The 25,011-nt window shown below is 61.7% G+C and carries 23 protein-coding genes; 15 read left to right on the forward strand and 8 right to left on the reverse strand.

Annotation, left to right across the window (positions count from 1 at the left end):
• The first annotated feature begins 91 nt into the window (after positions 1-91).
• Complete coding sequence (gene mltB, locus ACFWHB_RS14555) at positions 92-1,189, forward strand: lytic murein transglycosylase B (protein WP_234691128.1); 1,098 nt, start codon at positions 92-94, stop codon at positions 1,187-1,189.
• A 45-nt stretch (positions 1,190-1,234) separates the two neighbouring features.
• On the opposite strand, the gene ACFWHB_RS14560 is transcribed toward mltB, so the two are convergent.
• Complete coding sequence (locus tag ACFWHB_RS14560; protein ID WP_205641381.1) at positions 1,235-1,717, reverse strand: MarR family winged helix-turn-helix transcriptional regulator; 483 nt, start codon at positions 1,715-1,717, stop codon at positions 1,235-1,237.
• A gap of 94 nt (positions 1,718-1,811) precedes the next feature.
• On the opposite strand from ACFWHB_RS14560, the gene ACFWHB_RS14565 reads away from it, so the two are divergent.
• Positions 1,812-2,693: a DMT family transporter gene (locus tag ACFWHB_RS14565; RefSeq protein ID WP_395948732.1), complete on the forward strand. Its 882-nt coding sequence runs from the start codon at positions 1,812-1,814 to the stop codon at positions 2,691-2,693.
• Positions 2,694-2,777: 84 nt separating this feature from the next.
• Here the strand turns inward: ACFWHB_RS14565 and pgm are convergent, their stop codons facing one another.
• Positions 2,778-4,427, reverse strand: a complete 1,650-nt coding sequence (gene pgm, locus ACFWHB_RS14570; RefSeq protein WP_395948733.1) for a phosphoglucomutase (alpha-D-glucose-1,6-bisphosphate-dependent) — start codon at positions 4,425-4,427, stop codon at positions 2,778-2,780.
• Positions 4,428-4,481: 54 nt separating this feature from the next.
• Positions 4,482-4,988: a replication initiation negative regulator SeqA gene (gene seqA / locus ACFWHB_RS14575; protein WP_163155970.1), complete on the reverse strand. Its 507-nt coding sequence runs from the start codon at positions 4,986-4,988 to the stop codon at positions 4,482-4,484.
• Between the two features lie 288 nt (positions 4,989-5,276).
• Between seqA and ACFWHB_RS14580 the strand changes: the two genes are divergently transcribed.
• Genes ACFWHB_RS14580 through fldA form a run of 4 tightly spaced genes read left to right on the forward strand, consistent with a single transcriptional unit; the run spans position 5,277 to position 7,198 of the window.
• Positions 5,277-6,041, forward strand: coding sequence for an alpha/beta fold hydrolase (locus tag ACFWHB_RS14580; RefSeq protein WP_163156200.1), 765 nt, complete (start codon positions 5,277-5,279; stop codon positions 6,039-6,041).
• A gap of 55 nt (positions 6,042-6,096) precedes the next feature.
• On the forward strand, positions 6,097-6,318 hold the full coding sequence (locus ACFWHB_RS14585) for a DUF2788 domain-containing protein (protein WP_106887376.1): 222 nt from the start codon (positions 6,097-6,099) through the stop codon (positions 6,316-6,318).
• 20 nt (positions 6,319-6,338) lie between these two features.
• Positions 6,339-6,635: a LexA regulated protein gene (gene ybfE / locus ACFWHB_RS14590; RefSeq protein ID WP_005325670.1), complete on the forward strand. Its 297-nt coding sequence runs from the start codon at positions 6,339-6,341 to the stop codon at positions 6,633-6,635.
• 38 nt (positions 6,636-6,673) lie between these two features.
• Positions 6,674-7,198 carry a flavodoxin FldA gene (fldA, locus tag ACFWHB_RS14595; protein ID WP_005325673.1) on the forward strand — a complete coding sequence of 175 codons (525 nt, stop codon included), beginning with the start codon at positions 6,674-6,676 and terminating at the stop codon, positions 7,196-7,198.
• 46 nt (positions 7,199-7,244) lie between these two features.
• Here the strand turns inward: fldA and ACFWHB_RS14600 are convergent, their stop codons facing one another.
• The gene (locus tag ACFWHB_RS14600) at positions 7,245-7,745 is read right to left on the reverse strand and encodes a DUF4442 domain-containing protein (protein WP_162520198.1); all 501 of its coding nucleotides are present in this window, start codon (positions 7,743-7,745) and stop codon (positions 7,245-7,247) included.
• Between the two features lie 244 nt (positions 7,746-7,989).
• Between ACFWHB_RS14600 and fur the strand changes: the two genes are divergently transcribed.
• On the forward strand, positions 7,990-8,418 hold the full coding sequence (gene fur / locus ACFWHB_RS14605; RefSeq protein ID WP_111911275.1) for a ferric iron uptake transcriptional regulator: 429 nt from the start codon (positions 7,990-7,992) through the stop codon (positions 8,416-8,418).
• Between the two features lie 117 nt (positions 8,419-8,535).
• Here fur and glnS read toward each other — a convergent pair whose 3' ends face one another.
• Both glnS and ACFWHB_RS14615 read right to left on the reverse strand, forming a co-directional pair.
• Positions 8,536-10,197 carry a glutamine--tRNA ligase gene (glnS, locus tag ACFWHB_RS14610; RefSeq protein ID WP_106887379.1) on the reverse strand — a complete coding sequence of 554 codons (1,662 nt, stop codon included), beginning with the start codon at positions 10,195-10,197 and terminating at the stop codon, positions 8,536-8,538.
• Positions 10,198-10,283: 86 nt separating this feature from the next.
• A complete protein-coding gene (locus ACFWHB_RS14615) occupies positions 10,284-10,598 on the reverse strand; it encodes a hypothetical protein (protein WP_395948734.1) in 315 nt (104 codons plus the stop codon).
• 121 nt (positions 10,599-10,719) lie between these two features.
• Here ACFWHB_RS14615 and ACFWHB_RS14620 point away from each other — a divergent pair, with 121 nt between their 5' ends.
• From ACFWHB_RS14620 to ACFWHB_RS14640, 5 genes are all read left to right on the forward strand, one after another.
• On the forward strand, positions 10,720-13,551 hold the full coding sequence (locus ACFWHB_RS14620; protein WP_395948735.1) for a xanthine dehydrogenase family protein molybdopterin-binding subunit: 2,832 nt from the start codon (positions 10,720-10,722) through the stop codon (positions 13,549-13,551).
• A complete protein-coding gene (locus tag ACFWHB_RS14625) occupies positions 13,548-14,078 on the forward strand; it encodes a (2Fe-2S)-binding protein (protein WP_395948736.1) in 531 nt (176 codons plus the stop codon). Before ACFWHB_RS14620 ends, ACFWHB_RS14625 begins: the two co-directional genes overlap by 4 nt.
• Before the next feature lie 74 nt (positions 14,079-14,152).
• Positions 14,153-15,292: a c-type cytochrome gene (locus ACFWHB_RS14630; protein WP_395948737.1), complete on the forward strand. Its 1,140-nt coding sequence runs from the start codon at positions 14,153-14,155 to the stop codon at positions 15,290-15,292.
• Positions 15,285-16,274 carry an XdhC family protein gene (locus ACFWHB_RS14635; protein WP_395948738.1) on the forward strand — a complete coding sequence of 330 codons (990 nt, stop codon included), beginning with the start codon at positions 15,285-15,287 and terminating at the stop codon, positions 16,272-16,274. Before ACFWHB_RS14630 ends, ACFWHB_RS14635 begins: the two co-directional genes overlap by 8 nt.
• Positions 16,264-16,830, forward strand: coding sequence for a nucleotidyltransferase family protein (locus ACFWHB_RS14640; protein WP_395948739.1), 567 nt, complete (start codon positions 16,264-16,266; stop codon positions 16,828-16,830). The genes ACFWHB_RS14635 and ACFWHB_RS14640 overlap by 11 nt, the downstream gene beginning before the upstream one ends.
• Positions 16,831-17,074: 244 nt before the next feature.
• On the opposite strand, the gene ACFWHB_RS14645 is transcribed toward ACFWHB_RS14640, so the two are convergent.
• Complete coding sequence (locus ACFWHB_RS14645; RefSeq protein WP_395948740.1) at positions 17,075-19,738, reverse strand: beta-N-acetylhexosaminidase; 2,664 nt, start codon at positions 19,736-19,738, stop codon at positions 17,075-17,077.
• A 123-nt stretch (positions 19,739-19,861) separates the two neighbouring features.
• Positions 19,862-21,316 (reverse strand): N-acetylglucosamine-specific PTS transporter subunit IIBC, encoded by a 1,455-nt coding sequence (nagE, locus tag ACFWHB_RS14650; protein ID WP_106887386.1) that lies wholly within the window; start codon positions 21,314-21,316, stop codon positions 19,862-19,864.
• Positions 21,317-21,587: 271 nt separating this feature from the next.
• Here nagE and nagB point away from each other — a divergent pair, with 271 nt between their 5' ends.
• From nagB to ACFWHB_RS14665, 3 genes are read left to right on the forward strand one after another with little or no spacing between them, the layout of a single operon-like run.
• On the forward strand, positions 21,588-22,388 hold the full coding sequence (nagB, locus tag ACFWHB_RS14655) for a glucosamine-6-phosphate deaminase (RefSeq protein ID WP_395948741.1): 801 nt from the start codon (positions 21,588-21,590) through the stop codon (positions 22,386-22,388).
• 9 nt (positions 22,389-22,397) lie between these two features.
• A complete protein-coding gene (nagA, locus tag ACFWHB_RS14660; RefSeq protein ID WP_106887387.1) occupies positions 22,398-23,543 on the forward strand; it encodes an N-acetylglucosamine-6-phosphate deacetylase in 1,146 nt (381 codons plus the stop codon).
• Positions 23,544-23,547: 4 nt separating this feature from the next.
• Positions 23,548-24,762 (forward strand): DNA-binding transcriptional regulator NagC, encoded by a 1,215-nt coding sequence (locus tag ACFWHB_RS14665; RefSeq protein WP_162519201.1) that lies wholly within the window; start codon positions 23,548-23,550, stop codon positions 24,760-24,762.
• Positions 24,763-25,011 lie beyond the last annotated feature (249 nt).

Consider the following 25,011-nt stretch of genomic DNA (forward strand, 5'->3'; position numbering starts at 1 on the left):
AATATGGGCCCCCGGCCCTGCACTGAGCACTTGCGCATGGACGCCAATGTTTTACCATGACGACACTCTTTTTCAGGCTCACGAGAACCGTATGCGTCGCCTTCTCCTCACCCTCTCCCTGTTCCCCCTGCTCTATGGCTGCAGCAGCACACCGGCCCCCAAGCCCGTGGTCAAGCCGCAGCCCCAGAGCGCCTTCATCAATCAGACGCCGCCGAGCAAACCCTTCTACCAGCAGGGGAGCGGCCAGGGAGTCAGCAAGGGAGACTTCGCCAACCGCACCAACGTGGACAACTTCGTGCAGCGCATGGTCGACAAGCACGGCTTCAACGGCGCCGAGCTGCACCGGGTGCTGGCCCAGGCACAGCGCTACGACTGGATCATCCGGCTGATGGACGCCCAGGCGCCCACTACCACGCCGCCCACAGGGCCGACCGGCGCCTGGAATCGCTACCGCGCCAAGTTCATCACCCCGGACAATGTGCAAAACGGCGTCAGCTTCTGGCGTGAGTACGAGAGCGAACTCAATCGGGCGCAGCAGATCTACGGGGTGCCCCCCGAGATCATCGTCGGCATCATAGGGGTGGAGACCCGCTGGGGCCGGGTGATGGGCAAGACCCGCATCCTGGATGCCCTGGCGACCCTGGCGTTCGACTACCCGCGCCGGGCGACCTTCTTCACCGGCGAGCTGGAGGCCTTCCTGGTGATGACCCGGGATGAGGGCATGGATCCCACCGAACCCAAGGGCTCCTACGCCGGTGCCATGGGCTATGGCCAGTTCATGCCGTCGAGCTTCCGCAGCTATGCGGTGGACTTCAACGGCAATGGCCACACCAATCTGTGGGATCCGGTGGATGCCATCGGCAGCGTGGCCAACTACTTCAAGGCCCATGGCTGGGAGAAAGGGCAACCGGTGGCGGTGCGCGGTCAGGGCCAGCTGCCCGGCTATGAGCACGGCTTCCAGACCCGCTACCCGGTCGCCACCCTGCGCGGCGCCGGGCTTGCCCCCACAGGTTCGCTCGGCAACCACAAGGAGGCGAGCCTGCTGCGCCTGGATGTGGGCACCGGCTATCAGTACTGGTACGGCCTGCCGAACTTCTACGCCATCACCCGCTACAACCACAGCACCCACTACGCTATGGCGGTGTGGCAGCTGGGTCTGGCGGTCAAGGATGCCAGAGGCGGTTATTGAAACCGCGCCTTGCCAATGCAAAACGGGCCCCAGGGGCCCGTTTTGCTATTCGTTTTCCAGCAGCCAGCGCTTGAGCAGAGCGGCCAGCTGCCCCTGCTCCTCGTCCGTCAGCGGGGCCAGCAGACGCCGCTCGTTCGCCACGTGGCGCTCCACCGCATGGTCGACCAGCTCACGCCCCGGCTCCGTCAGGCAGACCAAGAGGCTTCGCCTGTCATCGGGGGCCGCCTGACGCACTATGAGGCCGCGCTGCTCCAGCTTGTCGAGCCTGGCCGTCATGGCCCCCGAGCTCAGCATGGCGGACTGGTAGAGGGCGGTCGGGGTCAGCGGCTCACCGGCCCGGCGCAGGGTCGCCAGTATGTCGAAGTCCGAGCCCAGCAGGCCGCACCCCTTGAGCTCTTCACTCACCTCGCGCCCGGCGATGGCCGCCATGCGCGCCACCCGCCCTAGCACCCCCATGGGGGAGCAGTCGAGATCCGGTCGCTGCCGTGCCCACTGGGCCAGCAACAGGTCTACATGATCACTATCCATTCCGGCTCCATTATCTTTTCGAAAAGATACTTGATAATAAACTAACTCGCGGCTAATTTATCTTTACTTCAAGATACTTCATTGCGAGACAACCATGCCACTGCTGATTGCCCTGCTCGCCCCCCTGCTCTGGGGCAGTACCTATGCCGTCGTCAGCCTCTACCTGACCGACTACTCCCCCTACTGGGTGGCCGTGTGGCGGGCACTGCCGGCCGGCATACTGCTGTTGCTGCTCCATCCCCGCCAACCACCGCTCACCTGGAACCGGCAGTTCCTGCTGGCGTTTTGCAATATCACCGCCTTCTTCGCCCTGCTGTTCGTGGCGGCTTATCGACTGCCGGGGGCGGTGGCGGGCACCCTGGGCGCCACCCTGCCCCTCATCCTGATGGGGCTGGCCTGGTGGCAGGATGGCAAGCGACCCAGCCTGAAGTGGCTGCTGCTGGGTCTGATGGGGCTCGCGGGTGTGCTCCTGCTGCTCAACCCCTCCGCCAACCTGGATCCCGTCGGCGTGGCGTGCGCCCTGCTGGCCACCCTGCTCATCGGCCAGTCCAGCCGCTGGATGCAGCGCTGGCCGGTGAGCGATCTGTTGGCGCTGACCGCCTGGCAACTGCTGCTCGGGGGCCTGATGCTGATCCCGCTCGCCTGGTGGCTTGCGGGCCCCATGCCGCTGCCTCAACCGGCGAGTGCCCCCGGCCTGATCTGGCTTATCCTGCTCAACACGGCGCTGGCCTACTGGGCCTGGCTCTGGGGGCTCAAGCGCCACGGCCCCGAGGTGATGGGCATGCTGGCCCTCACCAATCCCATGGTGGCTGTCTCCTTCGGCGTGCTGCTGGTGGGGGAGACCCTGGACGCTCGCCAGTGGCTCGGCATAGCGGTGATCCTGCTCTCCCTGTTCCTGATGAAGCTGCCGACCCGGCCTCTCTTCAAGGGCAGGCAGGCTGCCAAGGCTTGCCCCGACCAGCCGGGAAATGGCTGATCGGGCACCAGAACCTCACCAGACACCCAGCAAAAAGGAGCCAAGATGGCTCCTTTTTATGCGCTTCAAAAACTTGCCTCAGACTCAGACGCCGGCCTTGGCCAGGGCCGCTGAGACTATCTGCTGAGCTTCCTGCTGAATGAGGTCCAGGTGCGCCTCGCCCTTGAAGCTCTCCATGTAGATCTTGTAGATAGACTCGGTGCCCGAGGGGCGCGCCGCGAACCAGCCGTTCTCGGTCACCACCTTCAGGCCACCGATGGCGGCGTTGTTGCCGGGCGCCTTGGTCAGCTTGGCGATGATGGGCTCACCTGCCAGGGTCGAGGCTTCCACCAGCGCCGGATCCAGCTTGGAGAGCACCGCCTTCTGGGCGCTGTTGGCGGGAGCGTCGATGCGGCGGTAGCTGGAGCGACCGAACTTGGCTTCCAGCGCATCGTAGTGGGCCTGAGGATCCTTGCCGGTCACGGCCAGGATCTCGGCGGCCAGCAGCGCCAGGATGAAGCCATCCTTGTCTGTGGTCCAGACGGTGCCGTCCTTGCGCAGGAAGGAGGCGCCTGCGCTCTCCTCGCCGCCAAAGCCGAACTCGCCGCTGTAGAGGCCATCCACGAACCACTTGAAGCCGACCGGCACCTCTTTCAGGGTGCGGCCTATCTCGCCGGCAACCCGGTCGATCATGGAAGAGGAGACCAGCGTCTTGCCGACGGCCGCCGTCTTGGGCCAGCCGGTCCTGTGGGTGAACAGATACTGGATGGCCACCGCCAGATAGTGGTTCGGGTTCATCAGACCCGCCTTGGTGACTATGCCGTGACGGTCGTAGTCGGGGTCGTTGCCAAGGGCGATGTCGAACTTGTCTTTCAGGGCAATCAGGCCCGCCATGGCGAAGGGGCTGGAGCAGTCCATCCGGATCTTGCCGTCTTTATCCAGGGTCATGAAGGAGAAGGTCGGATCGACGCGATAGTTGACCACCTCGATGTCCAGATCGTAGCGCTTGGCGATCACGTCCCAATAGGCCACACCGGAGCCGCCGAGAGGGTCCACCCCTATCTTGATGCCAGCCTGCTTGATGGCGGCCAGATCCAGCACGTTCTCGAGATCATCCACATAGGGGGTGACATAGTCGTGTTCGACCACGAACTCACTGGCCAGGGCCTCGGCGAACGGCATCCGCTTCACGCCGGCCAGACCGGCTTCCAGAATGGCGTTGGCTCTGTCTTCCACCCACTTGGTGATCTCCCCTTCGGCAGGACCGCCGTGGGGGGGGTTGTACTTGAAGCCACCGTCTTCCGGCGGGTTGTGGGACGGGGTGATCACCACGCCGTCCGCCAGGGCCGCCGGCTTGCCCGCGTTGTGGCGCAAAATGGCGTGGGAGATGACAGGGGTCGGCGTGAAGCCGAGGCCTGCCTGAATACGGGTTTCGACGCCATTGGCCGCCAGCACTTCCACCGCGCTGGAGAAGGCGGATTCAGAGAGGGCGTGAGTGTCCATGCCCACAAACAGCGGGCCCGTGATGCCGGCCTGCTGGCGATACTCCACCAGCGCCTGGGTCACCGCCAGAATATGGGATTCGGTGAAGGCGTTGTGCAGGGCGCTGCCCCGATGGCCGGAGGTGCCAAAGGCGACCCGCTGCTCGGGGCGGCTCATGTCCGGCTTGTTGAGGTAGTAGGCGCTGACCAGACGGGGAATGTTGGTCAAGTCGCTTAAACGGGCCGGCTGACCGGCGTGGGGATGCTGTGCCATGGCGTTTTCCTTGAGCAGAAGCCTTGCCCGGCAAGGCCTTGAGTCGTTGATGCGTTAAACGGTGCCGCACACCCGAGCGGTCAAATCCTCGTCATAACCCATGCTGGTCATCAGCTGGGCCACCATGTTCTGCTTGCGGCTGGTGTTGGTGTTGGTGATGACCCAGAACGGGGTATCCGGCACCTGCTTGGGCTTGGTGGTGCTGCCACTGGCACGCAGCGCCTCGGGATCCTGGGAGAAATAGACGCGCTTGCGCCCCTTTATTTCGGTCGCCTGAGTGAAGCTCTCCGGGTTGTCCCGGTACAGGGTGCTGAGCACCAGCATGAAGCGGTTGATGGACTTCTCTTCTTTTTGCAGCTCGCCGGAATCGAGCAGGGCTTCCAGCCCCATGGCATCGGCCAGGGGCTGAGGCTGGGCCACAGGCGCGGCCGGCACTGTCGTCCCCGCCTTGACGGGTTGTTCCAGCAGACGGCGCAGGATATCGGAAGCACTCTCGCCGATGTGCCGGGTCTGGCTGGCGATAAAGAAGTAGAGATCGTCATCAAGCTCGATGGTTTTCATAGGGATGCGCTGGACTCGTCGAAATTCGGATGCGGCGATTATACATAGGCAAACCCGGCAGCCCAAGGGAGGGGCTGGCAGATGTGCATGAATCTCGGTGAGAATACGGCATAATGGCGGGCCAAGTGTGTGATCCCCCGCACTGATAGCCGATCCCGGGCCGTTTTTTTGGAAAAAAACCACAAAAAAATGCCCTGCGAGGAATGAAATCCTTTTCTTTCAGTGTGTTAAAAATCAGGCGAAACAGCCCACGACCGACAAGGTGTCATTTTGCAACAAAACTCATTATTGAATTTCAAGGATCAGGGACAAGGCCCTGTCGTCGTGCTGATCCACGGCCTGTTCGGCAGCCTGGACAACCTCGGCCTGCTGGCCCGCCCCCTGAGCGAACACTGCAGGGTCATCAGCGTCGATCTGCGCAACCACGGTGCTTCCTTTCACTCGGATGAGATGAGCTACCCGCAGCAAGGAGCGGATGTGATCGCCCTGCTGGATCACCTGGCGCTGGACAAGGTATCCCTGGTCGGTCACTCCATGGGGGGCAAGGTCGCCATGCAGGTCGCCAAGCTGGCCCCGGCTCGGGTCGACCGGCTGGTGGTGGCCGACATAGCCCCGGTGGCCTACCCCCATGCCCGCCACCAGAATGTGTTCGCCGGACTCAACGCCACGCTGGCCAATCCCCCCCAGAGCCGTGCCGAGGCCGAGGCCCTGCTGGCCCAATACGTCGAGATCCCCGGGGTGCGCCAGTTCCTGCTCAAGTCCTTCGCCAAAACCGAGGCGGGCTGGGCCTGGCGCTTCAATGTGCCGGCCCTTGAGCGCAACTACGCCAACATCATGGGCTGGCCCGACGACCAGACCCGCTTCGAGGGGCCGACCCTGTTCATCAAGGGGGGCGATTCCGACTATGTGCAGCCTCAATATACCGAGACTGTGATGGCACAATTCCCGGCCGCCAAGGCCCGTGTCATCGCCGGAACCGGCCACTGGCTGCACGCCGAAAAGCCGGTTTTGTTCAATAAACTGGTTGTGGATTTCCTGTCGACAGGCGGTTAACAGTTTCAAATCCTTTGTGATATAGTGCGCCCGTCATAAGGAGTGTGCGCAATCCATGCTGTATGAACATATCGATCTGATCGAGAGTCTGGGCCTGAAGCTGTTCTTCGTGGCCATCTTCCTGCTGATTGGTCTGGCCATTCACGACGTGCTCAAACGCGGCAACGTGCCCCGTTTCGGCCGCTTTATCGTCTGGCTGGTTCTGTTTCTGGGTTGCGCGGGTTTTGTCGCCAAGGGGCTGATCGAAATGGGCTGGGAAGGCTCTGGGATCGGCTAACTACTTTTCATCTGTGATGTATGGCCAAACAGCAAACTGATCGAACAACACTGGATCTGTTCGCAACTGAGAAGCGCCCCGGCAGGCCAAAGACCAATCCACTCCCCCGTGAGACCCAACTCAAGATCAACAAGCGCAACCAGCTCAAGCGCGATCGGGAGAACGGCCTGAAGCGGGTCGAGTTAAAGGTGGAGGCCGAATTGCTGGAGCGCCTGAACCAACTTGCGCTACAACAGAACGTCAGCCGAGCCGAGCTGATCCAATCTATCCTGAAGCAACAGATTGAGTCTGCGCATGCAGCAGGCATCGCAATCTGAACCGTTAAGCATTAACCAGATACGGGTAACTAAACACTATGGCTAGTGTAGGTCTGTTTTTCGGCAGCGATACCGGTAATACCGAAGCTGTCGCCAAGATGATCCAGAAAGAACTGGGCAAACAACTGATTGAAGTCCGTGACATTGCCAAGAGCAGCAAGGCCGACATCGACAGCTTCGATCTGCTGATGTTCGGTATCCCGACTTGGTACTACGGCGAAGCCCAGGCCGATTGGGATGACTTCTTCCCCGAGCTCGAAGAGATCGACTTCAACAACAAGCTGGTCGCCATCTTCGGCTGCGGCGATCAGGAAGACTATTCCGAATATTTCCTCGACGCCATGGGCACCCTGCGTGACATAGTCGAAGCCAAGGGTGCCATCATCATCGGCCACTGGCCAACCGCGAGCTACGAGTTCGAGGCCTCCAAGGCACTGGTGGATGACAAGCACTTCGTCGGTCTGGGGATCGATGAGGATCGCCAGCCGGAACTGACCGCCGAGCGCGTCAAGGGCTGGTGCAAGCAGTTGCACGAAGAGATGTGTCTGAGCGAGCTGGAGTGATCTCCCTCCTCTGACAACAAGGGCCCCGCTGGGGCCCTTGTTGTTTCTACTCCTTCCTGGCTGGCGCTGCCTGGCCCGGCGTTCTGTGTTCCGGCTTGGGTTTCACATACAGGGTGCGCCTGACCTGGGCCACCAGCTCGCCCCGTTTGTCTTGTACCTGCACCTCGAACTCGGGGAAATGCTTGTTGCCCCCCTCGGTCGCCGCCACTATGGATGCCAGCTTGGCGTCGGTCAGGTTGAACTCCGCCACCAGCATCCCCTTGCCAGGCTTGATGAAATTGATGCTGCCCGCCTTGTCCCAGACGTAATAGCGGTTCTTGAAATGGCCCATCAGCATCAGCGGATAGATGGGATCCGTCATGGCAAACATGCTGCCGCCGAACTGGGTTCGGTTGGCATTCTTGTTCCACCAGCGGGACTTGAGGGTGACCCGACAGAAACGAAAATCGGGGCTCAATGTTTCTATCTTGATGCCTGCTCCCCAGAAGGGGGGCCAGGCGTTGAGGGCGTGGCGCACCCAGGCCGCGTTGCCAAAAAGCCAATCCATGGATCTCATCCGACCAGACTATAGAGAAGTGACATAGTATCAACATTCCCTCGCGGAGCAAGCCCGGTCCGGGCCGGCCAGATTAATCTTCCACAGAGGGGAAATGTGCTAAACCCCTTGAATTACTGGGTTTATTTTTGACTTGGCTACGACCTATAATGTCAGGCCATACGAGTTCGTGGTTGCCATTCCTTCGGCAGTCAATCAGAATAACCACACCTTCGAGAATGCGAATAAATAGAATATGGCAGACAACAACCAAGCGTTAAAAAAGGCCGGGCTCAAGATCACCTTGCCCCGCGTCAAGATCCTGGAAATCCTGCAACAGCCGGACTGCCAGCACACCAGTGCGGAAGATCTGTACAAACGGCTGATCGACCAGGGTGAGGAGATTGGTCTCGCTACCGTCTATCGCGTTCTCAACCAGTTTGATGATGCCGGTATCGTCACCCGTCACCACTTCGAAGGGGGCAAGTCGGTGTTCGAGCTGGCGACCCAGGAACATCATGACCACCTGGTCTGCCTCGATTGTGGCAAGGTGATCGAGTTCTCCGACGAGGTGATCGAGCAGCGCCAGCGCGATATCGCCAAACACCACAACATCCGCCTGACCAACCACAGCCTCTATCTGTATGGTCACTGCGCGAACGGTGACTGCAAGCACGACGAATAACGCCGTCGGCCGCGAGCAGCCAAGAAAAAGCCAGCATCACGCTGGCTTTTTTTGTGTCCGCATTCCGGACCAGAGTGGCAGGGTCTCCCCTGCCCTCTTCTTGTCAGACCGCAGCGATCAGGCCTCGGCCTTGCCCCAGACGTCGCGCAGGGCCACGGTGCGGTTGAACACCAGCTGCTCCGGGCTGGAGAGCTTGTTGTCGGCGCAAAAATACCCTTCACGCTCGAACTGGTAGGCAAACTCCGGCTTGGCGTCCTTGAGGGAAGCCTCGACCCGTGCACCCTTGATGATCACCAGGGAATCCGGGTTGAGCGCCCCTTCGAAGTCGTCCTCGGCACCGGGGTTCGGCATCTTGAACAGACGATCGTAGAGACGGATCTCGGCAGGCAGAGACTGAGTGGCGCTGACCCAGTGGATCACCCCCTTCACCTTGCGGCCATCGGCAGGATCCTTGCCCAGGGTCTCGGGATCGTAGGAGCAGTAAATGCAGGTGACCTTGCCGTCCGCGTCCTTCTCGACCCGCTCTGCCTTGATGACGTAGGCATTGCGCAGGCGCACTTCCTTGCCCAGCACCAGACGCTTGAACTGCTTGTTGGCTTCCTCTTTGAAGTCCGCCTCGTCGATGAAGATCTCGCGGGTGAAGGGCAGTGTACGGCTGCCCATCTCCGGCTTGTTCGGGTGAGCCGGTGCGGTCAGCACCTCGTCGCCGGCCAGGTTCTCGATGACCACCTTCACCGGGTGCAGCACCGCCATGGCACGGGGGGCGTTCTCGTTGAGATCGTCACGGATGCAGGCTTCCAGCATGCTCATCTCGACTATGTTGTCCTGCTTGGTCACGCCGATGCGCTGGCAGAACTCGCGGATGGAGGCCGGGGTGTAACCACGGCGACGCAACCCGGAGACGGTCAGCATGCGCGGATCGTCCCAACCACTGACGTGCCCCTCGGTCACCAGCAGGTTCAGCTTGCGCTTGGACATGACGGTGTATTCGAGGTTCAGACGGGAGAACTCGTACTGACGGGGGTGGCAGTCGATGCTGATGTTGTCCAGCACCCAGTCATACAGACGGCGGTTGTCCTGGAACTCCAGGGTGCACAGGGAGTGGGTGATCCCCTCCAGGGCGTCCGAGATGCAGTGGGTGAAGTCATACATCGGATAGATGCACCACTTGTCACCTGTCTGGTGGTGGTGAGCAAACTTGATGCGATAGATGACGGGATCGCGCATCACCATGAAGGGGGATGCCATGTCGATCTTGGCGCGCAGGCAGGCGCTACCCTCGGCCAGCTCGCCGCTCTTCATCTTGGCAAACAGCGCCAGGTTCTCTTCGACGCTGCGATCGCGGAACGGGCTGTTCTTGCCAGGAGCGGTCAGGGTGCCGCGGTATTCGCGCATCTGCTCGGGGGAGAGCTCGTCCACATAGGCCAGACCCTTCTCGATGAGCTCGATGGCATAGCCGTGCAGCTTGTCGAAATAGTCGGAGGAGTAGCAGATCTCGCCGCTCCACTGGAAGCCGAGCCACTGTACGTCCTGCTTGATGGACTCCACGAACTCGATATCTTCCTTCGCCGGGTTGGTGTCATCGAAGCGCAGGTTGCACTGGCCCTGATAGTCACGGGCGATGCCGAAGTTCAGGCAGATGGACTTGGCGTGGCCGATATGGAGATAACCGTTCGGCTCCGGCGGAAAACGGGTATGCACGTGGTTGTGCTTACCGCTGGCCAGATCTTCATCGATGATCTGACGGATAAAGTTGGTTGGGCTGCTCGCCTCGCTCATGAATTCACCTCGAATGTCTCAGCTCATGGGGCAACCGCGCGCCCCCGCTTAGAAACCGACAATGATCCACTATTCATCCATGAGGCTCAACAGGAATTTGCCGCCGCGCCCTGGCTGAGGTCACGCCAGACGCCATTTGCCCGACGCGGGGTCGCTTCCCGGCCACAGGCTTCCTTTATGTCGCCGCCATCGGCTCTCGGGCAAGCGACTTTCCCACGGAGAAGCGTGGGACGCACCTGGGCATAAAGGTGTCCTGTTAGCACAAACACATGGCTGCTTGATATTGCGGCGAGATCACACTTCAATGTTTTGAAACAAGCTTGTAACATTTGGCGAGTCACCTCGCCAAGCTGAACAGGATTGGAACCAACAGAAACCAGGCATTTTCCAAACTGCATCATCCTAGTATCCTATTTACAACTTTGTCATTTTTGCTGCGACATCAGGGAAGATGGTCGACAACACCTGTCCCCTCCCTTTCCCCCGAGCCACTCGCCTCATCCTCAAACAGGTAGCTGAGCCATGTCCTACTCCGTATCAAGACGTGATTTCATCAAGCAGTGCGTCATAGCCGGCATCGCCGTCTACAGCGCCCCCCTCCTCGCCAACCTCTCCCTGTCCGGCATGGAAGACGAGGTCTTCGATCCCGCCTTGCTCGGCCAGTGGAAGCAGGGGGGCAAGATCAAGTTTCGCAGCGATGGCCTGGCCAAGGTCACCGGCCAGAAGATCTACAGCCGGGACTATCGCGCGCAGGATCTGGCTGGCTGGCCGTCCCAGCAGCAACATGCGCTGCTGATCCGGCTCGACAAGGCGGATCGCGTCTATCTGGGGCTGGATCTCTCCATGTTGCCCGCCAATGCCCAGCCCCGCCGGGTGATCACGGCCACCGACCTGGTGCGTGACGGCGTCGAGCTGCCCTCTTTCTACGGCATCAACATGATGGTCAGCGAAGGGGCCACCCCGGACTATCTGGGTCATGCTGCCGCCATGCTTATCTTCGCTGACTTCGCCACCTTCAACCGGGCCAAGCAGATCCTGCAGTTCAACAACAAGGTGGTGCGCTACGGTGATGTGACCCCCCTGGTCGCCACCACCCGGGATCCCTGGGCCTGCTGGCGCATCATCCGGATCGAGGGCAAGCTCGGCAGGGAAGATCAATACAGTACCTTGAAGAACGGCCTCTTCTTCCCGGCCATCGTAAGCCACCAGCCGGTATGGCCGACGGCCAGAGCCGATGGCAACGCAGGCGAGCAGGGGATGTATCAGGCCGGACTGGTGCACAAGGAGCTGGAGGCCGAGGACGCCCTGGTGCTGGATCGCAGCTACCAGACCCAGTTCATCGAGCCCATGATGATGGAGCCGGAAAACTTCAACGGCTGGTTCGACGCCAAGGCGCGCACCATGCACCTGGTGGTGAGCACCCAGTCCCCTCACGACTTCTACTACGAAGCCGCCGAGATGCTGGCCAAGGGGCCGCTGGCCGGCAAGGTCGACAAGCTGGTGGTGCACTCCCCCTTCATCGGGGGTGGCTTCGGGGCCAAGGATCACACCATATTCCCCTTCTATGGCCTGCTCGCGACCCTTTATGGCGAAGGCCCGGTGCGTCTGGCCAACGATCGCTTCGAACAGTTCCAGGGTGGCCTCAAGCGTCATCCGTTCAACATGCACAACAAGCTGGTGATTGACAAGCAGAGCGGCCAGTTCCGCGCCCTGATCAGCGCCATGACAGTGGACGGCGGCGGCCGCCTGAACTTCACCGGCTCGGTGGCCAGCGTGGGGGCCAGCGCCATCCAGGGGGTCTACTACCTGCCCAAGAACGACATCACGGCGGTCGCCCTGCCCTCCGAGAACCCGGATTGCGGCTCCATGCGAGGGTATGGATCCCTGCAAACCATGGCGGCCATGGAGATGATGGTCAACGAGGCCGCCGCACTGCTGAAGATGGATCCGCTGGAGCTGCGGCGCCGCAACCTGATCAAGCCCGGCCAGCCCAATACCCAGGGGGCCATTCCCGAGGGCAACAACCGTTACCCCGAGATCCTGGCGATGGCCGAGCAGCACGAGATCTGGGCCCAGCGCCAGGCCAGGAAGCAGGCTTACGAGACCCAGCATCCGGATCGTCTGCACGGCACTGGCTTTGGCATCACCACCAAGGACTATGGCACCGGTGCCGTGGCCCCCTCCGCCTGCGTCGAGCTGACAAGCAAGGGGGAGATACTGCTCAAGATCAGCGGCATGGAGATGGGCACCGGGATCCAGACCTCCCAGGCCGAGATCGTCAGCCGCTACCTGGGCCAACCGGCCGACACCATAGCGCTCGCCGAAATCGCCCTCTGGGATAGCTTCAAGCTGGTCTCGACCGACAACCCCTACACCATCTCGCAGGAACGTCAGGACGAGATGCAGAAGAACCCGCGCTGGACCCTGGCCATTCCGCAGGCCTCATCGGCCTCCATCTCCTCCTACTTCCAGAGCCATGCCACCGTCACCGCGGCCCGCATCCTGTTCGAGCAGACGCTCTGGCCGGCGGCAACCGCCATCTGGCGCAAGCAGTACTTCGTCGGTCAGGCAGGCCTGGATCTGGGCCCCGCCAGCGAGGCGAGCTGGACCCCGGCGGGGCTGACGACCCGTGGCATGCCGCCGCTGCCGCTCGCCCTGCTGGCGGCCCACGCTCACGCCAACGGCCTGATTACCGGCGCCATGGTGCACAGCTTCAACCGCTGGGCCTGGGCCGAGTGCGACTTCACCATAGAGGGTCAGAGCCAGCGCCTGCCCATAGATGCGTTGGCGTTGCGCTACGGCGACGGCGCCAGCAGCGAGAAACGCGCACAGGCGGATGCCAACGGCTACCAGCTGCTCGATCGCACCCAGGCCCACTACCCCAGCACCAGCCTGAACAACGCCATGGTGACCTACTACGCCCCCTGCGCCACCCTGGTCGAGATAGCGCTGGAGAAGGGGTCCGGCAAGGTGCACATACTGTCTGCCCACAGCTGGCTGGACGCCGGCCGTGTCATAGTCCCCGAACTAGTGGAAGGGCAGATCCAGGGCGGCCTGGCCATGGGGGTCGGTCACGCCCTGTATGAATACCTGCCCGCCGGGCAGGACGGGCCGGGCAACGGCACCTGGAACCTGAACCGCTATCAGGTCCCCCTGGCGCACCAGCTGCCGGTCTGGAACCTGACCCATACCCTGCTCGATCCCCTCTCGCCGACCGATGCCACCAAGGGCATAGGCGAAGTGGTGATGATCCCCGTGGTCGCCGCCCTGGTCGAAGCCATCTATCAGGCGACCGGCACCCGTTTCTATCATCTTCCCGTCACTGCAACCGACATTCAGAAGGCCATCCAATGATCACCGTAAACATGACCATCAACGACCGTCTCATTGGCCCGATCGAAGTGGATGACAACACCATGATGATCGACTTCCTGCACGAGTATGTGAACCTGACTGGTACCAAGTTCGGCTGTGGCGTCGGCGTCTGCCATGCCTGTACCATAGTGGTCGACGGGGCGGATGGCAGCAGCGAGAGCGTGCGCACCTGCATCAACGGGGTGGGCCGCTTCAACGGCCAGCGCATCCGCACTGTGGAAGGCCATGCCAAGCGCAACAACCTGGGCAAGATCATCGCCCTGAGCCCGGTGCAGAAGACCTTCCTAGATCACTTCTCCTTCCAGTGCGGCTGGTGTACCTCGGGTTTTGTCAACGAGACCACAGTGCTGCTGGAGCGGCTGCGCAAAGAGCCGGTGGCCATGGTCGATCTTGAATCCACCATAGAGGGTGCGCTTAAAGATCACGTCTGCCGCTGCACCGGTTACAAGAAGTACTACGAGGGGGTCAAGGCCATGCTGATCTCGGAGGGGGTAGTACGCACATGATGCTCTCCAGACTCACATTCGCGCTCTTGCTGGGCGCAGGCACGGTGTCTGCGGCAGACGCCCAGGATCCACTGGTGGCACAAGGGGCATACCTCTCCAAGGTGGGTGATTGCGCCGCCTGCCACACCGCCGAGGGGGGCCAGAAATACGCCGGTGGGCTGGCGTTCAAGACACCCTTTGGCGTCATCTACTCCACCAACATCAGCTCCGACAAGCACCAGGGGATAGGCAGCTACAGCTATGAGGATTTCTATGAGGTGATGCACAACGGCAACGCCCCCAAGGGACGCCTCTATCCCGCCATGCCCTACACCTCCTATCACATGGTCACGGATGAGGACATGAAGGCGCTCTACGTCTACTTCATGCAGACCAAGCCGGCCGCCACCCCGAACCGCGACAACGAGGTCGGCTTCCCCTTCAACGTGCGCACCGGCCTCGTGTTCTGGAACCTGGTGGCCCACGAGGACAGCCCCTTCCAACCGGATCCCGCCAAGAGCAGCAACTGGAACCGTGGCCGCTACCTGGTGGATGGGCTGGGACACTGCGGCGAGTGCCACACGCCGCGGGATACCTTCATGGCAATGGACGGCTCCCGCTACCTGAAAGGGGCCATGATAGAGGGGGTGATGGCCCCGGAGATCACCGCCACCGAGCTCAGGCGCCAGGGCTGGACCCATGACTCCCTGACCCGGCTGCTGCGCAAGGGCTACTCGGTCAAGGGCGGCGTCTTCGCCGGCATGTATCCCGTGGTCGAGAAGAGCTTCGCCTACCTGACCGACGAGGACATGCATGCCGTCACCAGCTACCTGCTCGGCAGCGACACCCCGTTGCCGGAGCCTGCACCCAAGCCGGTCACTATGGACGCATCGCACCCGGGTTACGGGCTCTACCGGGACTACTGCGCCGGTTGTCACGGCCAGGAGGGTCAGGGCAAGCCGAACGTGACCCCCTCCATGTATGCCAACGCCACCCTGGATCAGGCAACCGCGACCAACACCCTGGCGGTGCTGCTGCGCGGGATCCCGGCCCAGAGCTACAGCCAGACCGAGCGCTTCGCCCCCATGCCCAGCTACGCCAAGGAGCTGAGCGACCAGCAACTGGCGGATCTGGTGAACTTCCTGCGCCAGACCTGGGCCCATCAGCCCTCCGCCCTGAGTGCCGACGACATCAAGACGCTCAAGAAGGAGATCGTCGAGGCGCACCATGAGTGACGCTCAGCTGGAGGTGCTGCGTCAGAGTCTCGCCTGGCTGGCCCAGGGCAAAGGCATCTGGCTGTGCAGCATAGTCGCGACCTACGGCTCGGCCCCCCGCCCCAAAGGGGCCCTGTTCGCCACCGACGGCATCCACCGCAGCGGCTCCATCTCGGGCGGCTGCCTCGAGGATGCCTTCGTCGACATGCTAGCCAGGGGGGAGCATGACTCAACCTTAAGCCTGCTGGACTATGGCTCCCACCTGGCCCCTGATGGCAGTGCGTTCGAGCTGCCGTGCGGCGGCCGCATCCGGCTGCTGGTGGAGCGCCTCGAAGGGGACGCGGCCAGCGCGGATCTCGATGAGTGGCTCACCAGACTGCAAGGGGGCCACCCCTTCGTGCGGGAGGTGCTGCTCGAGCAGGGGAAACGCCGCTATCTGGACGAAGAGACGACGGATCCCTGCGAGCAAGAGGCGCCAGGCCGGGTACGCCTGAGCTATGCCCAGCGCTGGCGCCTGCTGCTGCTCGGCATCAGCCAGGTGAGCGAGCAGGTGGCGCGGCTCGGTCAGGCCGCCGGTTTCGAAGTGCGGCTATGCGATACCCGTGAGCCGTACCGCCGCGACTGGCACTGGGGGCCGGAGCAAGGGGGCATAGCGGTGGAGTGGTGCGATCCCGAGCGCTTCGTCGAGCGCCATGCCACGACCCAAAGCGCCGTGCTGGCACTGGCCCACGACCCCAGGATCGACGATGCCGGGCTGATGGCGGGGCTCGAATCCGACGCCTTCTACCTCGGTGCCATGGGCTCGGTCCGCACCAGCGCCCGTCGGCTGGAGCGGCTGCAGCGAATTGCCGAGGCGAGTCAGACCCAGCTTGCGCGGATCCACGCCCCCATAGGGCTGCCCATCGGCAGCAAGACCCCCATAGAGATCGCCATCGCCGTGCTGGCCGAGGTGATCGCCGTGCGCCAGGGCATCCGATTGGGAGACGCCACAGATGCAGCCTGAGCGCGTCGCCCTGCTGCTGGCGGCCGGCTTCTCTCGTCGCTACGGCAGTGACAAGCGCCTCGCGGGCTCCCCGCCCCTGATCCTGCGCACCCTGGCCACCCTGCTCCCCTGCCATGACAGCGTGCTGGTGGTGCTCAGGCAACGCGACGAGACACTGCGCCGCCTGCTGGCGGACTCCGGGGCCGAGCTGACCCAGGTGCCACGGGACGGCGGCCTGGGGGACAGCCTGGCCCACGGGGTGCGCACCCTGCTGGCGAGCGGCCGCCCTATCCACAGCCTGCTCATCACCCTGGCCGACATGCCCCACCTCTCCCCCGCCAGCCTGCGGGCGCTGCAAGCCGCCCAGACTGGCAGGGAGATAGTGCGCCCCCTCCATCAGGGGCTGCCGGGCCATCCCGTCAGCTTCCCCGCCGATCTGCTCCCCGAGCTGGCGAGCCTGGAGGGGGAACAGGGAGCGCAAGGCGTATTGCTGCGCCATCAGGAGCGCCTGCGCACCCTGCCACTGGACGATCCTGGCTGCGTGCAAGACATCGACTGGCCAGAGGATCCGCTCTGAGCCGCCAGCCCGTCAGACCTGCCTCTTCCCGCTCCTGCCTCCCCACCCTATGACGCCTGCGGCCTGCCTGATCGCCGGACAAAAAAAGCCCCGCACGAGGCGGGGTCACAAGTGATGAAAAACAGACAATACACACACACAACAAAGGTTCACACGCACAGTCAACCTTTCCCAAATCCGATGACATATCGGCCTTGGGAAAGGCGGGTCTTGCGACCCGCCCTGTGTCAGTGACGATACGTTATCAGTTCAGCTCGGTGACGCGGCTGGCGCGCTTGCCATCGAAGCTGGTGGTACGCAGCCAGACCTTGCCATTGACGGTCGGCTTGGCCGCGGCGTCATAGGCGGTCCAGGTGGTGCCGTCCAGGCTGTACTGGATGGGCAGACCCGGCAGATCCACGTTTGCTTCCAGCTTGCCGTTCACCACCTTGGCGCCCGGCACGGAGAGGCGGTATTCAACACCGGCCTGATCCAGCTTCGGCAGCACGCGCTGACCCAGCAGGTTGGCGAACTGGTTCCACTCCTTGTTCAGGGTGGCCTTGTTGACGTGCTTGGAGGTACCGGAGAACTCGCGGCCCTTCACGTAATCCAGCTCGAAGCCACCCTTGTGCCAGGCACGCTCGGCCACGGAGAAGATCCGCGGGTAGACCATGTACTCGTACTGGGCGTCGGTGCGCACGGTTTCGCTCCACTGCTGACCGGAGATCCCCTTGAACTTGACCGGATCCTGGTCACCCTTGGCCACGAAGGCGTTGCCGTCGCGGTCAACCGAGGTCTCGGCGTTCTGCGGCAGGTTTTCCGGGGCGAAGGCGAACACCTTGCGGGTGTCGTTGAAGCGGGTCGCCCAGTAGTAGCCACGCTCGGCCGGGTGTACCTCGTTCGGGAAGTCGAAGTAGAGGTAGTCGGGGTTGGAGAGCACCACGTCATAGCCCTTGTGCGCCCACTTCATCGCCTCGTTGAAGCCACCCCAGTAGAGGGTTTCCCAGAAGTTGACCCGGGTCTTGTCGGTGGCGAACACGCTGGCGTCCGTGGCGTACTTCAGACCATCTTCCCACGCCTGCAGGGTGGAGAAGCCGTGGCCCTTGACCATCTCGCTCACTTCCTTGGCGAAATGAACAGGCAGCTCGGCCACGTCCTTGATCTTGCCATCGTCGATCATCTTCTGGCACATCGGGGACTTGCCGAACGGCTTGTCCTGCTTGCTGGAGTCGACGTTGCCCTTCCAGGCGACCAGATCGGCTTTCTGGGTGACGGCCGGATCCTGATAGCCGCCGCCCTGCATGATGTTCTTCGCCTCGTCACCACCGTAGTGCCAGGCGGTCAGGGGCTGACCGGCGGCCTGGTGCATCTGGGCCACTTCATCCATCACCTTGGCCACGAAGGTGGCAGCACCCGGCTGGCAGGGGTTGATGAAGGACATCTTGTCGTAGAACTGCACCGAGGTGACATTGGAGGTGTCATCCGGGTCAGTCAGACGGAACTGGTTCGCTTCCGCTTCCTTGCCTTCCGCCAGCAGACGCTTGTAGCGCGCCTCCATGGAGACCACGGCGGCACGGGCGTGAGCCGGCATGTTGATCTCGGGGATCACGGTCACGCCGCGGGCCTTGGCGTAACGCACCAGGTCGATGTAGTCGGACTTGCTGTAGAAGCCGGAGCCCATGTTGTCGCTGGTCGGGCCGGAGCCGAGCTGCGGCATCAGGCACTGGGTCTCGGAGAGATCGTGGCAACGCTGGCTGCCGACGTCGGTCAGCTCCGGCAGGCCCGGGATCTCGATGCGCCAGCCTTCATCGTTGGTCAGGCCCAAGTGCAGCACGTTGAGCTTCATGGCAGACATCTGGTCAACCAGCTTCTTCATGGTCTCAGTGCTTCTGAAGTGGCGGGCCACGTCGGTCTGCATGCCGCGGTATTCGAAGCGCGGTGCATCCTCGACGCTCATCTGGCTCACCAGCTTGTCGTCAACCCCCAAGAGGGAGATCAGGGACTGGGCGCCCCAGAAGGCCCCGTCGATGTCATGACCCTGCACCACAGTGCCTTTGGCACCTATGGTCATGTCATAACCTTCGGCCTGCTTGAGCTTGCTGCCGAGCTTGATGGTGACCGGGTAGCCGGTGTCGGAGAGGGTAACACCCAGCTTGGTCAGTTGAGCCTTGATGGCCTCGGCGCGATCGCTTGGCAGGTCCAGGGCATTGAGCTTGATGGTGGAGAAATCGACCTGGGGACCGGCCTTGACCACCTGTTTCATCGGGGTCGGCAGTATCTGGTCGTCAATCTTGCCGGCAGGCAGCAGGGTGCTGGTCTGGTTGGCGGCAAAACGGGTCTCGCTGTTCATCAGGATGTTGTTGTCATCCTTGGTGCGCTTCCAGCCGTCGGCCGGCATCGGCTTCTCATAGGTGGTGGCATCGTCGATGTTGCTCATGCTGGCCAGCACTTTCGGCTCGGCCCCTTCACTGGCGACATACCAGTTCGGCATGATGTCAGATTCGAACAATACCCAGTACTCCACCACCAGGGGCACTTCGACCGTGGCGTCCTTGGCAAAGCCCTGGAACTTCTCGGTTGGCGTCAAACGATAGAGGTCGCCGGTCAGGTGGGTGATGGTGAACTGGTCGTTGTCCACCCGCTGGATGCGGCGGATGGAGGAGACATAGATGCTCCAGTCCTTGGAGGTGACGTCGGCACCGGTATTGGTCAGGTGCAGCTTGGCAACACCGCAGCTCGCCCACTCGGAGCCCAGGGCCTGGCAGTCGAGGCCGGCGCTGGCACCGTCATTGGTGACGACTTCGTACTTGACGACCAGATTGCTGGCGAGGGAATCGACCACGGCTTGCTTGGCGGCATCGGCTGCCTGCACTTGGCTGACGAAAACGGTAGACATGGCAATGGCTAACAGAGAATGTTTCAAGTTCATAACTGCTGCTCTCATTTGAAGTAAAGGTTGGATTTTCTTGGCTTTTTTTATATGGGGCCCCGGGAACGGGGCCCTTAGTTATGTCAACAATGGACTTAGACTTGAGGTGAGCGAGTCGCTCGATTAACGCAGGGCTTTCATCTCACCGGCGATGATTTCGGCCAAGGGGCCCAGAATCACCTGCAGGTTCTGCTCACCGAGCTTGACCACACCGGCCGCGCCCAGGGCTTTGAGCTTGCGCTCATCGACGATGCTGCGATCCTTCAGGGTCAGACGCAGACGGGTGATGCAGGCATCTATGGTCACCAGGTTGTCCTGGCCACCCAGCACTTCCAGATACTGGCGAGCCAGCTCGGTGCGGTCGGTGGTCTGGGCCTGTACCGGCACGGCTTCGTCATCTTCACGACCCGGGGTTTTCAGGTTGAACTTGACGATAACGGCACGGAAGATGGCGTAGTAGAGACCGAAGAACACCAGGCCTTGTACCAGCAGCATGTACCACTGGGTCGCCAGCGGGTTGCGGCTGGAGAGCACCATATCCACCAGACCGGCACTGAAACCGAAACCGGCGATCCAGTGCATGCTGGAGGCGATGAACACGGACAGACCGGTCAGCAGGGCGTGGATGACATAGAGCACAGGCGCCACGAACATGAAGGAGAACTCGAGCGGCTCGGTCACCCCGGTGAAGAAGGCGGCAAAGGCGGCTGCGATCATGATGGAGGCAACTTTCTCTTTGTGCTCTTTCTTAGCGCTGTGGTAGATGGCCAGTGCTGCACCCGGCAGACCGAACATCATGATGGGGAAGAAGCCAGCCTGGTACATACCGGTCACGCCCACGACAGCCTTGCCGGCGTCGATGGAGGATTGGCCACCCAGGAAGTTCGGGATGTCGTTGATGCCGGCCACGTCGAACCAGAACACCGAGTTCAGGGCGTGGTGCAGACCGACCGGGATCAGCAGGCGGTTGAAGAAGGCGTAGATGCCGGCACCGGTGGAGCCCATGCTGACGATGGATTCACCGAAGTTCACCAGGCCACCATAGATAACCGGCCAGACGGCCATCAGGATGAAGGAGACAACGATCATGACAACGGAGGTCACGATCGGCACCAGACGACGGCCGGAGAAGAAGGCCAGCGCCTTGTGCAGCTCGACGCTGCTGAAGCGGTTGTACAGCTCAGCCGCGATGACACCGCAGAGGATGCCGACGAACTGGTTGCTGATCTTGGCAAAGGCTGCCGGCACCTGGTCGGCCGGGATACCCTTGATCTGGGCAACGGCGCCCGGGCTCAGCAATGTGGTGACCACCAGGAAGCCGACCAGACCGGCCAGCGCGGCGGAACCGTCTTTATCCTTGGACATGCCATAGGCAACACCCACGGCAAACAGCACGGGCATGCTGTCGATGATGGCGGCACCCGCCTTGATCAGGAAAGCTGCAACCGGACTTCCACCGCCCCAGCCATTCGGGTCAATCCAATAGCCAATCCCCATCAGGATCGCTGCGGCAGGCAATACCGCTACCGGCACCATCAGGGCACGGCCGATCTTTTGCAAATAACCGAGAATGTTCACGGTTCCTCTCCTTAGTTGATGTTTTTCTAGAAATTAAGTGCTTATCACGTTCGACGCATAAGCCATCAAGGCTTGATTGGCAGTCTATGTGTTTTATTTCGCTGCGCAAATTAATAAACCGGCTTTCGTGATCATTATCACTCAACAGAGATAAAGGTAGCGGATAGATGTGGCTTAGTTCGCAATCTTTATTTACGCTATAAAACAACTTGAATCCGTGTTTGGTCCCTTGCCGTCAATCCTGTGCGGCAACCGTACTGAGGTATAGAAAATGCGCCTGATCCCGTTGAAGTCTGCCAGCCAGGTGGGTCTCTGGTCTGCCCGTTACATCGTTGACCGCATCAATGCGTTCAAACCGACAGCCGACAGCCCCTTCGTGCTGGGCCTGCCCACTGGCGGCACGCCGCTGACGACCTACAAGCGCCTGATCGAGCTGCACAAGGCCGGCGAGGTGAGCTTCGAGCACGTGGTGACCTTCAACATGGATGAGTACGTGGGTCTGCCCAAGGAGCACCCGGAGAGCTACCACAGCTTCATGTACAACAACTTCTTCAATCACGTCGACATTCGCCCGGAAAACATCAACATCCTCAACGGCAATGCCGAGGATCTGGTGGCCGAGTGCAAGCGCTACGAGGACAAGATCAAGTCCTACGGCAGGATCAACCTCTTCATGGGCGGCGTCGGCAACGACGGCCACATCGCCTTCAACGAGCCGGCCTCTTCCCTGGCCTCCCGTACCCGGGTCAAGACCCTGACCGAGGACACCCGCATCGCCAACTCCCGCTTCTTCGGTGGCGACATGGAGCAGGTGCCCAAGCTGGCGCTGACCGTGGGCGTGGGCACCCTGATGGATGCCGAGGAGATCATGATCCTGGTGACCGGCCACGCCAAGGCCCTGGCCCTGCAGGCCGCGGTGGAAGGCTGCGTCAACCACATGTGGACCATCTCCACCCTGCAACTGCATCCCAAGGGCATGATGGTGTGCGACGAGCCCTCCACCATGGAGCTGAAAGTCAAGACGGTCCGTTACTTCCAGCAGCTGGAAGCCGCCAACATCGACCGCCTGTAAGGAGCCGTCATGTACGCACTGACTAATTGCACCCTCTATACCGGCAGCTGCGTGCTGACCGGCCACGGCGTACTGATCGAAGGCGACAAGATTGTCGCCATCTCCCACCTGGCCGAACTGCCAGCGGGCATTGAGCAGATTGATCTCAAGGGCGCCAACCTCAGCGCCGGCTTCATCGACGTGCAGCTCAACGGCTGCGGTGGCGTCATGTTCAACGGTCACATCACCACCCAGACCCTGGCCACCATGCAGGCGGCCAATCTCAAGTCCGGTACCACCAGCTTCCTGCCGACCCTGATCACCAGTCCGGATGCCGACATGAAGCTGGCGGTGGCGGTGACCCGCGACTACATGGCCGCCCGTCCGAACGAGGTGCTGGGCGTCCATCTGGAAGGGCCCTACACCAACCTCAAACGCAAGGGCATACACCCGGCCGAGCAGATCCGTCAGCCCGTCGACGAGATGATCGATTTCTTCTGCGCCAACAGCGACGCCATCGCCAAGATCACCCTGGCGCCGGAGCGCAACAAGCCGGAGCACATCCGTCGCCTGGTGGAGGCCGGCATCCTGGTCTCCGCCGGTCACACCGCAGCCAGCTATGACCAGGCCATGGCCGGGTTTGACAACGGCATGCGCTTTGCCACCCACCTCTACAACGCCATGACCCCGACCCTCAACGGTCGCGAGCCGGGCGTGGTGGGCGCCATCTACGATCGCAAGGATGTCTATGCCGGTGTCATCGTCGACGGTCACCACGTGCACTGGGCCAACGTGCGCCTGGCACACAGGATCCTCGGCGAGAAACTGGTGCTGGTCACCGATGCCACCGCCGCGGCCGGTGCACCGGAAGGCTTTGAGCAGTTTGATTTTTGTGGCGCAACCGTCTATTTCCGCGATGGTCAGTGCGTCGATGAGAATGGTACACTCGGCGGCTCCGCCCTCACCATGATTGAAGGGGTGGAGAATCTGGTCAAACAGGTCGGATTACCGCTCGATGAAGCACTGAGAATGGCCACCCTTTACCCCGCTCGCGCCATTGGATGGGACTCACGTCTCGGTAGTATCCAGGTCGGAAAAATTGCCAACCTCACCGTCTTTGATCAGGCCTTCACGGTCTGCGGGACCGTGGTTAACGGACACTACACAACACAGTGACACTATGACTGGCGGACAAATAGCAAACGTAGATCTTATCAAGCAGGTGAACAGTGCCGTCGTCTATCGACTCATTGACCTGCAGGGGCCCATCTCGCGGGTCAAAATTGCCGAGTTGAGTCAGCTGGCCCCGGCCAGCGTGACCAAGATAACCCGGCAACTGATCGAGCATGGGCTGATCAGGGAGACGTCGCCCCAGGCGTCAACCGGCGGACGACGCGCCATCTCCCTGACCACCATCAAGCATCGCTTTCAGTTTGTCTCCGCCAAGCTTGGCCGCGGCTATCTGCAGCTGTCCCTGTATGATCTCGACGGCAAGGAGCTCGATCAGCACATCACCCAGGTGACAGAGATAGAGCAACAGCCCGTGGTCGACATGCTGCTGCGGGAAATTGGCGCCTTCATCGACGCCAATACCGAGCGCAGCCGCAACCTCATCAGCATAGCGCTCACCATGCCGGGTCTGGTCAACCCGGAATCCGGCATGGTCATCTATACCCCCACCTACCAGATCCGCAACCTGGGGCTCGCCAAGCTGCTGGAGCACCATTTCAACCTCCCCTGCTACGTGGGCAACGACACCCGTTCCCTGGCGCTGGCGGAGCACTTCTTCGGCGAGTCCCGCGACTGCATGGACTCCATCCTGGTGAGCGTGCACCAGGGCACCGGCTCCGGCATCATCACCAAGGGGCAGGTATTCCTCGGTCATAACCGCAACGTCGGCGAGATAGGCCACATCCAGGTCGAACCCCTCGGCAAGCGCTGCCACTGCGGCAACTTCGGATGCCTCGAAACGATCGCCTCCAACGAGGCCATCGTCGACAAGGTGAAGGAGCTCATCAGCCGCGGCCACCTGAGCTCGCTGCAGGAGAAGCACATCACCATCCAGGAGGTGTGCAAGGCTGCCGTGGCGGGGGATGAACTGGCCCGCAGCGTGATCGAGAACGTGGGAGAACACCTGGGCCGGGCCATCGCCATCACGGTCAACCTGTTCAACCCCCAGAAGGTGCTGATCGCCGGTGAAATCACCGCCGCCGAAGAGATCCTGATCCCGGCCATCCGTCGCTGCGTCGAGCACCAGTCCCTGCCAAGCTTCCACCGTGGCCTGCCCATAGTGAAGGCACGCTTCCAGAACCAGCCCACCATAGGCGGCTTCGCCCTGGTGAAGCGCTCCCTGCTGGAGGGGGATCTGCTGCAGATCATCATGGAGCAGAAGTAAGGCCCAAGCCTTGAGAAACAAAAACGGCAGCCAGTGGCTGCCGTTTTTTATGGTCTGTTTTCGCCGGTTTACCCCGCCCGGCAGTGCTTGAACAGGTCAAGCTTGCCGTCATAGACCTGAGTCTGCACATCCATGATACCGAGCATGGTGCGGGGCAACAGGTTGTCGCGTTCGGTTAGCCTGACTCACCCCGCCCTACAGGGCTTGAACAGATCGAGCTTGCCGTCATAGACCTGGGTCTGCACGTCC

This window comes from Aeromonas mytilicola subsp. aquatica (genome assembly GCF_044336385.1).
Lineage (GTDB): Bacteria > Pseudomonadota > Gammaproteobacteria > Enterobacterales > Aeromonadaceae > Aeromonas > Aeromonas rivipollensis.

Bases quoted from the DNA above. Each gene is read 5' to 3' on its own strand.
- nagA (WP_106887387.1), top strand. From the start codon at position 22,398: ATGTACGCACTGACTAATTGCACCCTCTATACCGGCAGCTGCGTGCTG.
- ybfE (WP_005325670.1), top strand. From the start codon at position 6,339: ATGGCCAAACAGCAAACTGATCGAACAACACTGGATCTGTTCGCAACT.
- mltB (WP_234691128.1), top strand. From the start codon at position 92: ATGCGTCGCCTTCTCCTCACCCTCTCCCTGTTCCCCCTGCTCTATGGC.
- ACFWHB_RS14565 (WP_395948732.1), top strand. From the start codon at position 1,812: ATGCCACTGCTGATTGCCCTGCTCGCCCCCCTGCTCTGGGGCAGTACC.
- ACFWHB_RS14620 (WP_395948735.1), top strand. From the start codon at position 10,720: ATGTCCTACTCCGTATCAAGACGTGATTTCATCAAGCAGTGCGTCATA.
- fur (WP_111911275.1), top strand. From the start codon at position 7,990: ATGGCAGACAACAACCAAGCGTTAAAAAAGGCCGGGCTCAAGATCACC.
- pgm (WP_395948733.1), bottom strand. From the start codon at position 4,427: ATGGCACAGCATCCCCACGCCGGTCAGCCGGCCCGTTTAAGCGACTTG.
- ACFWHB_RS14560 (WP_205641381.1), bottom strand. From the start codon at position 1,717: ATGGATAGTGATCATGTAGACCTGTTGCTGGCCCAGTGGGCACGGCAG.
- ACFWHB_RS14635 (WP_395948738.1), top strand. From the start codon at position 15,285: ATGAGTGACGCTCAGCTGGAGGTGCTGCGTCAGAGTCTCGCCTGGCTG.
- ACFWHB_RS14600 (WP_162520198.1), bottom strand. From the start codon at position 7,745: ATGGATTGGCTTTTTGGCAACGCGGCCTGGGTGCGCCACGCCCTCAAC.
- fldA (WP_005325673.1), top strand. From the start codon at position 6,674: ATGGCTAGTGTAGGTCTGTTTTTCGGCAGCGATACCGGTAATACCGAA.
- ACFWHB_RS14640 (WP_395948739.1), top strand. From the start codon at position 16,264: ATGCAGCCTGAGCGCGTCGCCCTGCTGCTGGCGGCCGGCTTCTCTCGT.
- ACFWHB_RS14625 (WP_395948736.1), top strand. From the start codon at position 13,548: ATGATCACCGTAAACATGACCATCAACGACCGTCTCATTGGCCCGATC.
- ACFWHB_RS14665 (WP_162519201.1), top strand. From the start codon at position 23,548: ATGACTGGCGGACAAATAGCAAACGTAGATCTTATCAAGCAGGTGAAC.
- glnS (WP_106887379.1), bottom strand. From the start codon at position 10,197: ATGAGCGAGGCGAGCAGCCCAACCAACTTTATCCGTCAGATCATCGAT.
- ACFWHB_RS14645 (WP_395948740.1), bottom strand. From the start codon at position 19,738: ATGAACTTGAAACATTCTCTGTTAGCCATTGCCATGTCTACCGTTTTC.
- ACFWHB_RS14615 (WP_395948734.1), bottom strand. From the start codon at position 10,598: ATGATGCAGTTTGGAAAATGCCTGGTTTCTGTTGGTTCCAATCCTGTT.
- seqA (WP_163155970.1), bottom strand. From the start codon at position 4,988: ATGAAAACCATCGAGCTTGATGACGATCTCTACTTCTTTATCGCCAGC.
- ACFWHB_RS14585 (WP_106887376.1), top strand. From the start codon at position 6,097: ATGCTGTATGAACATATCGATCTGATCGAGAGTCTGGGCCTGAAGCTG.
- nagB (WP_395948741.1), top strand. From the start codon at position 21,588: ATGCGCCTGATCCCGTTGAAGTCTGCCAGCCAGGTGGGTCTCTGGTCT.